Annotated in this window: 8 protein-coding genes; 3 read left to right on the top strand and 5 right to left on the bottom strand. The window is 46.5% G+C overall.

The features are described 5' to 3' along the window. Positions 1-288: 288 nt before the first annotated feature. Positions 289-1440 carry a methionine aminotransferase gene (locus tag SFV55_RS17080; protein WP_320030743.1) on the bottom strand — a complete coding sequence of 384 codons (1152 nt, stop codon included), beginning with the start codon at positions 1438-1440 and terminating at the stop codon, positions 289-291. Between the two features lie 74 nt (positions 1441-1514). Then, positions 1515-1757, bottom strand: a complete 243-nt coding sequence (locus tag SFV55_RS17075) for a 4a-hydroxytetrahydrobiopterin dehydratase (RefSeq protein ID WP_320030742.1) — start codon at positions 1755-1757, stop codon at positions 1515-1517. 257 nt (positions 1758-2014) lie between these two features. On the opposite strand from SFV55_RS17075, the gene mtaB reads away from it, so the two are divergent. The 3 genes from mtaB to SFV55_RS17060 all read left to right on the top strand — a co-directional run bounded on the left by mtaB (position 2015) and on the right by SFV55_RS17060 (position 5340). Beyond that, a complete protein-coding gene (mtaB, locus tag SFV55_RS17070) occupies positions 2015-3355 on the top strand; it encodes a tRNA (N(6)-L-threonylcarbamoyladenosine(37)-C(2))-methylthiotransferase MtaB (protein ID WP_320030741.1) in 1341 nt (446 codons plus the stop codon). A 265-nt stretch (positions 3356-3620) separates the two neighbouring features. After that, complete coding sequence (locus SFV55_RS17065) at positions 3621-4721, top strand: lytic transglycosylase domain-containing protein (RefSeq protein ID WP_320030740.1); 1101 nt, start codon at positions 3621-3623, stop codon at positions 4719-4721. Positions 4722-4836: 115 nt separating this feature from the next. Next, the gene (locus SFV55_RS17060) at positions 4837-5340 is read left to right on the top strand and encodes a DUF2911 domain-containing protein (RefSeq protein WP_320030739.1); all 504 of its coding nucleotides are present in this window, start codon (positions 4837-4839) and stop codon (positions 5338-5340) included. 78 nt (positions 5341-5418) lie between these two features. On the opposite strand, the gene uvrB is transcribed toward SFV55_RS17060, so the two are convergent. The 3 genes from uvrB to SFV55_RS17045 all read right to left on the bottom strand — a co-directional run bounded on the left by uvrB (position 5419) and on the right by SFV55_RS17045 (position 10377). Beyond that, positions 5419-7440, bottom strand: coding sequence for an excinuclease ABC subunit UvrB (gene uvrB / locus SFV55_RS17055; RefSeq protein ID WP_320030738.1), 2022 nt, complete (start codon positions 7438-7440; stop codon positions 5419-5421). 82 nt (positions 7441-7522) lie between these two features. Further along, on the bottom strand, positions 7523-9181 hold the full coding sequence (locus SFV55_RS17050; RefSeq protein WP_320030737.1) for an adenylate/guanylate cyclase domain-containing protein: 1659 nt from the start codon (positions 9179-9181) through the stop codon (positions 7523-7525). A 140-nt stretch (positions 9182-9321) separates the two neighbouring features. Then, positions 9322-10377 (bottom strand): glycosyltransferase family 2 protein, encoded by a 1056-nt coding sequence (locus SFV55_RS17045; RefSeq protein WP_320030736.1) that lies wholly within the window; start codon positions 10375-10377, stop codon positions 9322-9324. Positions 10378-10629: the final 252 nt, after the last annotated feature.

Here is a 10629-nt window from a genome sequence, read left to right as displayed (position 1 = left end):
CCACTCCGAGTGGCTGATGAAGTGGTGCAGATTTTGATATTCGCTTTCGGGTATCCGTTCCGCCATTCGCTCGATGTTGCTTTTGCACTCGTGAAACAAGCCTTTCAAGTACTCCTGACAATGCCCCAAGACTGAACGTTTGCCTCGGACAAAGTAGCCACCGTAGCAACTAACGTAGGATTCCAGTTTTTTTCAGTCATCTTTTTTTGATTTAAACCCCATAAATTTACTATATTTCTAATCTGACAAAGTAGAACTAAGCAGGTGACGAATTGAAGTGGATGGACCTCAACCCTTTCCGATCTCCCGCAATAGCTTTGCCGCTTTTTCTAAAGTCTCTTCTTTTTTTGCAAAGCAGAAACGAATGATCTTCTCGTCCCGCTTGCTGTGGTAGAATACGGAAACGGGAATTGCTGCAACGCCGTGCTCCATGGTCAGGCGGCGGCAAAAATCCACATCAGGCTCGGTGCTGATCTGGCTATAATCACAAAGTTGGAAATAAGAACCTTCGCTCAACAATGGACGAAACAGCGAACCCTCGATGGCATCGAGGAAAAAATCTCTTTTATGGGTAAAAAAAGTACCTAAACCGAGATATTCGTGGGGGTCCTCCAAAAAATCCGCCAAGGCATATTGTATGGGGGTATTGATTGAAAAAACATTGAATTGATGCACTTTGCGGAACTCAGCAGTAAGGGCAGGTGGGGCAACGCAGTAGCCTATTCTCCATCCAGTATTGTGGAAGGTTTTGCCAAAAGAATACACCGCCAATGCCCGCTCACGCAAGGCTGGATAGCGCAAAATGCTTTGGTGTTCGTGGCCATCGTACACCATATGTTCGTACACCTCATCGCTGAGAATGATGATGTCGCTGCTACTCACCAGTTTTTCCAGGGCCTGCATATCGGCTGGCTTCAGGATTTTTCCGATGGGGTTTTGAGGCGTATTGATGATGATCATGCGGGTTTTCATGCTGATCAAACGCCGTAGTCGATCCCAATCGATGGTGTAATCGGGAGCACTGAGTTCAAAGGATTTGGTCACCCCGCCGAATAGCTCAATGCTGGGTCGGTAAGAATCATAGGCGGGTTCAAAAATAATGACTTCGTCGCCAGGGCTGACTAATGCGCCAATGGCGGTGAAAATACCTTCGGTGGCCCCACAAGTAATGGTGATCTCCTGATCCGGATCAATTTTTACGCCGTACAGGCCATCAATTTTTTCGGCAATGCGCTGGCGCAAAATCGGTACACCCGCCATAGGGGCATACTGATTGTAACCCTGACGCATGTAGTGGGCCACCAACTCGTTTAAACGTTGGGAGGACGGAAAATCCGGGAAACCCTGCGCAAGATTAATGGCCCCGTGTTCTTGCGCAAGGGCAGACATAACCGTAAAGATGGTGGTGCCTACGCCCGGTAATTTAGATGACACAATCATGGCAGTAAAGCTACTCAATGTCAGGCAATCGCAGTATGGTTTGGGGAGGATTTATTCTAATTCCCATTACTATGTCATTGATAACGTGTCAAAATCCGATCAATCGCCTTGGCCAGGTCCCGATCTTTATCCGTTACAATATCACCAGCATCGTGGGTACTCAGATTAATCTCCACCCGATTCCAGACATTGGTCCATAAAGGGTGGTGTTCGTGCTTTTCGGCCAACATTGCCACTTCAGTCATAAAAGCGAAGGCCTGGCTAAAATCTTTAAAATGGAAAGTTGCTGAGAGTTGGTTGTCTTTTTCTGTCCACATGGGGATATGATTTCTTTGTATAAAGGTTTGCGCTTGAAAAAGTTCAACTCATGCAGCGCATTGTTTGTGCTATAATGGAGAAAGGCTTATCTTTGCCCCCTGTTTTTCATCAAATAGTGGGGCAAAAATAAATGCTCATTTTTCTTGAGCCAAAGGATTAGATGAGACACTTGAAATAAAGCGTTTACTCATCTAATCCTTTGGCAAAATGAGCATTTATTTTTCTATCGCCCTCAAGTTAAAGATAACAGTGCAGCATGGCCACACCGAGAACAGTCGCATTTTATACATTGGGATGTAAATTGAACTACTCCGAGACTTCCTCGATTGCCCGTTTGTTTGAAGGAGCGGGTTACACCGAGGTGGAATTTGAGCAGGGTGCCGATGTGTATGTGATCAATACTTGTTCCGTGACCGATTTTGCGGATCGCAAATGCCGCAAGGTAGTGCGCCAGGCCCTACGTCACTCCCCGCAGGCCTTTGTGGTGGTGGTGGGTTGTTATGCCCAACTCAAGCCCGAGGAAATTGCTGAAATTCCCGGTGTTGATCTGGTGCTGGGGGCTGCAGAAAAATTCCGCATTCTGGATTTTATCGATACCCTATCGAAAGCACCTGGCAAGGGGATGGTTCACGCAGGTGAAGTCCGGGAGGCCCGCAACTTTGTTGATGCCTTTTCTTTTGGCGACCGCACCCGTTCATTCCTCAAGGTACAGGATGGCTGCAATTACAAATGTTCTTTTTGTACCATTCCCCAAGCTCGCGGTGCTAGCCGCAGCGACAAGGTGGAAAACGTGGTGGCCAACGCCTGGAAAATCGCCGAAATGGGCGTGAAGGAAATTGTACTTACCGGGGTGAACATCGGCGATTTTGGCAATGGAACCGAGGTGATCGAAGGAACTGCACCCAAGAAGGAAGCAATGTTCATCGACTTGATCAAGGAGCTGGACAAAGTAGAGGGCATCAGCCGCTTTCGGATTTCTTCAATTGAGCCCAATTTGTGTACCGATGAGATCATCGATTTTGTGGCAGGCTCACAACGTTTTGCACCCCATTTGCACATGCCCCTCCAATCAGGGAACAACCAGCAACTGCGGCTGATGCGCCGACGTTATACCCGGGAGTTGTACGTAGAGCGGGTGGCGCGGATCAAGCAACAAATGCCACATGCTTGTATTGGAGTGGATGTCATTGTGGGCTTTCCTGGGGAAACCAACGAAGACTTTTTGGAAACCTATCATTTCCTCAACGATCTGGACATTTCCTATCTGCACGTATTCACCTATTCCGAACGGGCCAATACTCCTGCCGCAGAAATGGATGGTGTAGTCCCCGTCAATGTAAGGCGGGAGCGCAATGAGATGTTGGGCATTTTGAGTGAAAAAAAGCGCCGGCATTTTTACGAGCAGCACCTCGGACAAAATCGCCCGGTCTTGTTTGAAGTACACAAAGACAAAAATCTGATGGCCGGCTTTACGGATAATTACATCAAAATCGAAGCACCCCTACAAGTCGAATTGTTAAATCAGGTCTTAAACATTGATTTACAAAAAATTAACCGTGAAGGTATTGTGGAAATTGGTTTAAGAGTATTGGTTTGAATTTTCACTCATTTTTATTTTAACAAATTAAAAGTTTATCACCTGCATAAAGCATAGACCTGTAACATTCTTCTCGTTGCACAAAAAAGCATGTGGAAAACTTTTTTCTAAGGTGTTGACTACAAGAGTTTTAGTTTTAAGTTAAATAAACTATCTTTGCATTAAGCTTTTGGAGTTAATCTATTTACCTACCTAATGGCAGTTCTGCCACAATAAGTAATCCAGTACACTGAACATATTTCAAACACAAGAAATTTTTATTCCCATGAACACCACTTGTCCCCGAGGAGTGTACCAACTTCTCTTAGCACCCTGTTTGGCCATGAGTTTTGTCGGCCCTGTTAACGCCAATTCTGATTGCGATTTTTTAAAGATTCACCCTTCTGCTGTCACGATTTTTCAGCGCGATAATTTGCCGAATTTGGCACTTACCAACAGCCACTCCTTAGAGTATGTTAATATGTATACTGCTCATGGCAAAGCCCATACCTCCGCGATGTTAGGCCGTGGTATGTATTATTTTCCCATTTTTGAGCGGCACTTAAGCGCCCAACAGATGCCATTGGAGTTGAAATACCTCTCAATGGTGGAATCTGAATTGCGTACAGATGTGGAATCGCCCAGTGGAGCGGTAGGTTTGTGGCAATTTATGCCTTCTACGGGCAGGCACTATGGGTTACGTCAGAGTGATTGGCGTGATGAAAGACGGGACCCTGAAGCAGCAACGCTGGCCGCAGTAAAATACCTCAAAGATTTGTATGCTGAATTTGGCAATTGGGAGTTGGTCGTTGGCGCTTACAATTGTGGTTCTGGTCGCATGCACGATGCCGTACGCCGCGCCAAATCCACTGACTTTGTACTGGTACGCAAACATTTGCCCCTGCAAACACAATCCTACCTGGCCAAGTTTTATGCAGCCGCCTATATCTCCAACTTTTTCGAAAAGTTTCAAATTTCACCAAAAATACCTGACGCTTTAAATGGAGGTACCCGTAATATTGAAGTGATGGAAGTAAATTCTTTTGCTCAATTGTCGCGCATTTGCCGCTTGCCGGTCAGCAAAATTAAGCGCCTCAACCCACAGTATATTCTGGGAGCCTGGCCCGATGGAGTGGGGAGTATCCGGGTGGTACTACCTGAAGAATCTGCCTTGCGCTATTTGGCCCATTTCAACCGGATGCCTCAGCGTATTGATGTTTTGCCAGAGGAAGCTTTACACGAAGATTCAGCCTACTTGCCAGTTACCGAGCCATACCGTATCCTGAATTCAATTTTGGTGGATTTAGGGGGGCATCAGCCAGCGAAAGAACAGAGCCAGGGAGCTCGCAGGTATTACTCTAAATATTTCTTGCGAGGAGAAGCTTAAACTTGAACAACCTTGATCGTGTTTTGATAAGGTATACCAAAAAGATTTTGTACATCTTTGTGAACAACTAGTGCCCCACCTACTAATTTTGTATCACATCAAACCATATCAAAACATGAAAAAGATTTTTTTGTTACTTAGCTTATCCATGATCGGTTTATTGGCCCATGCTCAGGAAAATAAACCCGCAGCCAGCCCAGCAGCTAAAGCCAGTGCAACAATCAAAGGCAAAACGGTTACCATTGAGTACAGCCAACCTTCAGTGAAGGGCCGTGAGATTTGGGGCAAACTGGTGCCCTACGGCCAGGTATGGCGTACGGGTGCCAACGCCAGTACATCTATTGAGTTTTCTGCTGATGTAATGGTACAAGGTAAAGCGGTTCCTAAAGGAAAATACGCCTTGTTCACCATTCCCAATGCCGATCAATGGACGATCATCATCAACAAAACCATTGCTTGGGGTGCCTATACTTACAAGGAGGCTGATGATGTGATTAGGGTAAATGTACCTGCTAAAAAATCCAAAGCTTTCACGGAACAAATGACCATTGGCGTTTCCAAAAAAGGGGTTGTTTCCCTGATGTGGGCAGATGTGCAGGTGGATTTCAAGGTGAAATAAATTATCCTGTTGGGGCGGCCCTATGTGGCCGCCCTCATCAACGGGTAACCAGGTAGGGGCAACCACATTGGGTTGCCCCTACACGGTTTTTAATTTTTCTCGCAATGCGAACAAATCATCCCGCAATTGTGCCGCTGTAATAAAATCCAATTCTTTGGCGGCCTGTTTCATCTTGCGTTCGGTTTCCTGGGCCAGTTTTTCCAATTGATCCCGTGTCATGTAGTTTACCAATGGGTCCGCAGCTATGGTCACCGTTTCGGGTTCGATGTAGGCCTGGGTTGTTTTGCCCCGCACATCAAGAATGGACCTTTGGTTAAGGATTTCTTCCTTCGATTTAAAGACAGTTTTAGGGGTGATGCCTCGCTCATCATTATAGGCCATTTGGATGGCCCGGCGGCGAACTGTTTCATCAATGGTACGCTGCATGGAGTCGGTGATTTTGTCGGCATAAAAAATCACCAATCCATTAGAATTCCGGGCAGCCCGGCCAGCAGTTTGGGTCAAAGAGCGGTCGTTGCGCAAAAAACCTTCCTTATCGGCATCCAGAATCGCCACCAAAGATACCTCGGGTAAGTCCAAACCTTCCCGCAATAAGTTGACCCCGATCAGCACGTCGAAACCTCCCAAGCGCAAGTCGCGCAAAATTTCCACCCGCTCCATGGTGTCCACCTCGGAATGGATGTAGCGCACCTTGATGTTGAGTTTGGAAAGGTATTTGGTCAGTTCTTCAGCCATTCGTTTGGTCAGAGTGGTTACCAACACCCGTTCATCTTTTTCGATGCGTTGTTGAATTTCTTCCAACAAATCATCGATTTGATTGAGGCTGGGGCGCACCTCGATGGGCGGGTCCAACAGGCCAGTGGGGCGAATCAATTGTTCTACCAACACTCCGCCTGTTTGTTCCAACTCGTAATCGCCAGGCGTGGCGCTGACGTAGATGACCTGGTTGACGAGGCCTTCAAATTCTGTAAAATTGAGCGGGCGGTTGTCCATCGCCGAAGGCAGCCGAAAACCATGCTCTACCAGGCTAAGCTTGCGCGCCCGGTCTCCGCCATACATGCCCCGTAGCTGTGGAATGGTGACGTGGCTTTCGTCAATGACCAACAAATAATCGTCCGGGAAATAATCCAATAAACAGAAGGGTCGAGTACCCACTGTTCGCCCGTCAAAAAAACGCGAATAGTTTTCAACCCCATTGCAATAACCCAATTCCTTGATCATTTCGAGGTCAAAACTGGTACGCTCGTGGATGCGTTTGGCTTCCAATATGCGGCTTTCTCGTTCGAAGAATCGCTCTTGATCGTGCAATTCATCTTCAATCTGGCGGATGATCATGCCCAGTCTTTCTTTGGGCGCAATGTAGAGGTTGGCGGGGAAAATGGCGGCGGTGCTCATTTTTTCAATCCGTTTGCCCGTTTCCACTTCGATCATTTCGATTTCGTCGATTTCGTCGCCAAAAAACTGAATCCGGTAGCCGTAGTCCACGTAGGGCAAGTTGATATCCACGGTATCGCCACGTACACGGAAAGTAGCGCGCTTGAACTCAATTTCCGTACGGGAATAGAGGCTTTCTACCAGTTTGTACAAAAAGGCATTGCGTGAAATAACCTGCCCCTTTTGGATGCGGATAATCCCGGTTTTATAATCTTCCGGGTTGCCCATACCATAAATGCAAGAAACCGAAGCAACGATGATGATGTCGCGTCGTCCGGAAAGCAAATTGGAAGTAGCCCGTAAGCGTAACTTATCTACCTGCTCATTGATTTGTAAATCTTTTTCAATGTAGGTGTCACTCACCGAGAGGTAAGCCTCGGGCTGGTAATAGTCGTAATAAGAAACAAAGTATTCGACGGCGTTGTCAGGAAAAAAGTCTTGCAACTCGCCGTACAATTGAGCGGTGAGGGTTTTGTTGTGGGTCAACACCAAAGTTGGGCGATTCACATTGGCGATAACGTTGGCAATGGTAAAGGTTTTACCCGACCCTGTTACCCCTAAGAGTACCTGGGCACGTTCACCTGCATTCAATCTATTAGTTAACTCAGTAATGGCTACAGGTTGATCGCCAGTTGGGGAATATTTGGAAACGAGTTGGAATGACATCTTGTAAGCTGCGTTTGAAGGAGCATAAAAATACAAAAAGTTTTGATCATTCCAAACTCGTTTTTAGAGTTCACACAAGTTCCTATGCAGCACCCACCGTACTTGCTTTTTTGTTCACATAATACATATCGAGCTCGCCCTTGTTTTTGGCGGGCATTTTGCCTCGATAGTCGCAATCATAGCGGTAACGGATCAGGTTATAAGTGTCTTGGGAAATGTTCACCTGGCCAGCTTCACTGTTGGCTTCGATGCGGGAAGCCAGGTTGACGGTATCGCCCCAGATGTCGTAAGCGAATTTTACATCCCCTACTACTCCAGCTACTACCGGACCTGTATGCAAGCCGATGCGGGCTTCAAAATAAGGTTTGCCTTGTTTGATGCGCAACTCCTTGTATTCCTCCAGGTAAGACTGCATGTCAAGGGCAGCCTGAACCAGGTTGTTCGGTAATCCTTTGCGTTCGGATAAACCAGATGCACACATGTAAGCGTCTCCGATGGTTTTGATTTTTTCAATGTCGGGGTACTGCTTGGTGATGTGGTCAAAAGCTTTGAAACATTTGTCCAGTTCTTCTACCAGTTCTTCTGGAGTCAGCTGCTCTGCTATTTTGGTAAAATTGACGAAATCTGAAAAAAGTACAGTAACCTGGTCAAAACGGCGGGCTTTGGCTTTGCCATTGGCTTTGAGCTCGTCAGCAATGTTTTTAGGCAGGATGTTGAGCAGTAGCTCTTCGTTGCGCAATTTCTCCTGTTCGATGATCTTGTTCTTTTCAGCGAGGGTTCTTTCGCTGCGTTGTTTGGCTTTGAAACGCCCAAAAAGCAACATGGAGAGCAGGAGGAAAAATGCTGCAGCCAGTCCACTCAACTGGATGAATTTGGTTTGTGCCGCTACTTCATTTTTGCGTTTTTCAGCTTCCAATTTGGCTACGGTGATGATGGCTTCTTTTTCGGCCAGAACCAGTTCTTGTTCCAGTTTTTCACGCGAAAGTTGTTTTACTTCTGCTTCTTTGGCTTTGGCCGCATCTTCTGCTTCAACTTTGGCTTTGGAGATGGTCTGGATGTCTTCGTCCTTGCGCGTAATTACTTCCTCAGCCATCAGGTTTTTTTCTTCCAGCTTTTCGTTGGATTCTGCCAGTTTTTCTTTTTCGGTACTCAGTTGGTTTTTTTCCGCAGAAAGATCGGCGAGGCGAGCCTGAATTTGGTTGATCTGGGCTTCGAGGTTGCGTTTTTCTTTTTCCAGGGCACCACGTTGGGTACTATAGCGGTTTTCAAGTTCGCTCATGTTATAGCCCTTAGCATTGATGAAATCGAAAGCCACTTTTGTGGTTTTGAAAGCATCGTCCCATTCACGTTTTTTGACGAAGTAAGAACTTAATCGATCCGTGCTGCGAATTAACATATCCAGATCATTGGCTTCTTTAGAGAAATTAATGGCATTCCTCATATAGAGTTTGAAGTTGCCTTCATCTTTTTTGCGGTCGGCAATGGTGGCAATAAGGTAATTACTGGCCGCAGCCTGAACTTTATTGCCGCTGTTGTTGGATTCTCTGGCCGCGGCCTTGGCATAACTCAGGGCTTTTTCCACATCGCTGGTCAAATAAGCGTTGGCCAGTTGTTGATTGAGGGTGATTTTTTCCTGCGCATTGGTCGTTTCCTGGAGCTGCTTTTCCAGTTCTGGGATCGACTGGGCCCAGATCATGTTGAGGGAAAAAAGGACGAGCAGACCTATTACACAATATTTCATGGTCAAGTGACTATTTTTTGAACTACAAGATAACTCTAAAAAGCACGATTTAGTATTTTTTTCATGCGTTTTCAGACAACAAAGCTTAATTAATAAGGGGAGATGTGTTAAAATGTTACAGTTTGAATTGTCATTTTACCTTAACAAAACCAAAAATAGTCTAAACCTGCCCTAAGCCCTAATTCGTCTAGCAAGCTTTTGATTGCGATTTGATCAGCGGGCGAACTTACTGAAATGATGATTTGCATCGGCCCCAACTCTTTTAACTTGGAATCCTCCTCCATGATTACCCCATAAATTTGGTGCCCCCACTTGCGGGGATTGTCACATATCCAGCGGAACTTCACTTTGGCCTCGTTGAGCATGGTCGCAAAAGCTTTCCCCCTCGGCCCAGCACCCCAGAGCACCAATTCGCGAGTGGGGTCGTGATCCAGGGCCAGGAACCAAGGCAATTTCATGCGGAAGTACTTCTGGATGTTGTATTCCTCGTTCATGCGGGTGGTGCGGTCTTCATGGTCGCGCCAGTAGAGTAGTACTTCGGGCACGGTATGGGGTTGGAGGCCTATTTGGCGGAAGCGGAAAATCAGATCGTAGTCTTCGGGTTTGATGTTGGGCTCAAAAGCCCCCGCCTGCAACAAGTCTTCGCGGTATACCAACCAACAAGGGGCGGGAATAGGGCAATCGCGGTAAATTTCCTCCCATTGCCGATTTTCCAGATTGACCTGATTGATCCATTCCCCGTAGCGGGCGTAGCCTTCGCCCAATTGGGCATCGGAAAAGTATTTGACCAAACCGGTACTCAAATGCCCGGGACCATGCGCGACCAGCAAGTTGTACATGCGCTCCAGTTTTTGTGGGGCCATGATGTCGTCGGCATCCATGCGGGTGATGAGGGCACCAGTGCTTTGCTCCAGAGCCAGGCGCAAGGCAGGAATCACGCCCTTATCGGGATTGCGCAATGGGCGAATGCGTGCATCCCGTTGCTGGTAGGCCGCCAGAATTTGCGGCGTACTGTCGGTCGATTGATCATCGATGGCGAGTAACTCCCAATCCAGATAAGTTTGGGCCAAAATGCTGTCCAAACATTCCGCCAAATAGCGTTCTTCATTAAAAATTGGCAGCAGGATACTGATACGCATGGTAGATTGAATGGTTGAGGGAGGCATAAAAGTAATGGTACCTGTGTAAAATGACAAAAATTATATTTTGCCAGACACCTTTGGATGAAATTTAAGTCCAACATCCATTCCTGAGGCAAAAAAAAGAACGGGTAGCCAGCCTTTTTTCCAGCTGAAAAAAGATTTCATTTGTATAACTGTTAAATTTTCTTTTGATTATCAGTTCTAAAGCCTAACTTTGCCGCGATTTTGAAGCATCGGAATCAATTAATCTTCAAACTGTTGATATAGTTATGGCAAATATCGGTCACGTCAAGCAGATCATTGGAC

The organism is Haliscomenobacter sp., from assembly GCF_033763495.1.
Lineage (GTDB): Bacteria > Bacteroidota > Bacteroidia > Chitinophagales > Saprospiraceae > Haliscomenobacter.
The sequence above is the reverse complement of the archived record's forward strand: the minus strand, read 5'-3'. Positions and strand labels throughout refer to the sequence as shown.

What these genes read in the sequence shown, in the direction of transcription:
- SFV55_RS17080 (WP_320030743.1), bottom strand. Translation starts at nt 1,440, where the DNA reads ATGATTGTGTCATCTAAATTACCGGGCGTAGGCACCACCATCTTTACG.
- SFV55_RS17075 (WP_320030742.1), bottom strand. Translation starts at nt 1,757, where the DNA reads ATGTGGACAGAAAAAGACAACCAACTCTCAGCAACTTTCCATTTTAAA.
- mtaB (WP_320030741.1), top strand. Translation starts at nt 2,015, where the DNA reads ATGGCCACACCGAGAACAGTCGCATTTTATACATTGGGATGTAAATTG.
- SFV55_RS17065 (WP_320030740.1), top strand. Translation starts at nt 3,621, where the DNA reads ATGAACACCACTTGTCCCCGAGGAGTGTACCAACTTCTCTTAGCACCC.
- SFV55_RS17060 (WP_320030739.1), top strand. Translation starts at nt 4,837, where the DNA reads ATGAAAAAGATTTTTTTGTTACTTAGCTTATCCATGATCGGTTTATTG.
- uvrB (WP_320030738.1), bottom strand. Translation starts at nt 7,440, where the DNA reads ATGTCATTCCAACTCGTTTCCAAATATTCCCCAACTGGCGATCAACCT.
- SFV55_RS17050 (WP_320030737.1), bottom strand. Translation starts at nt 9,181, where the DNA reads ATGAAATATTGTGTAATAGGTCTGCTCGTCCTTTTTTCCCTCAACATG.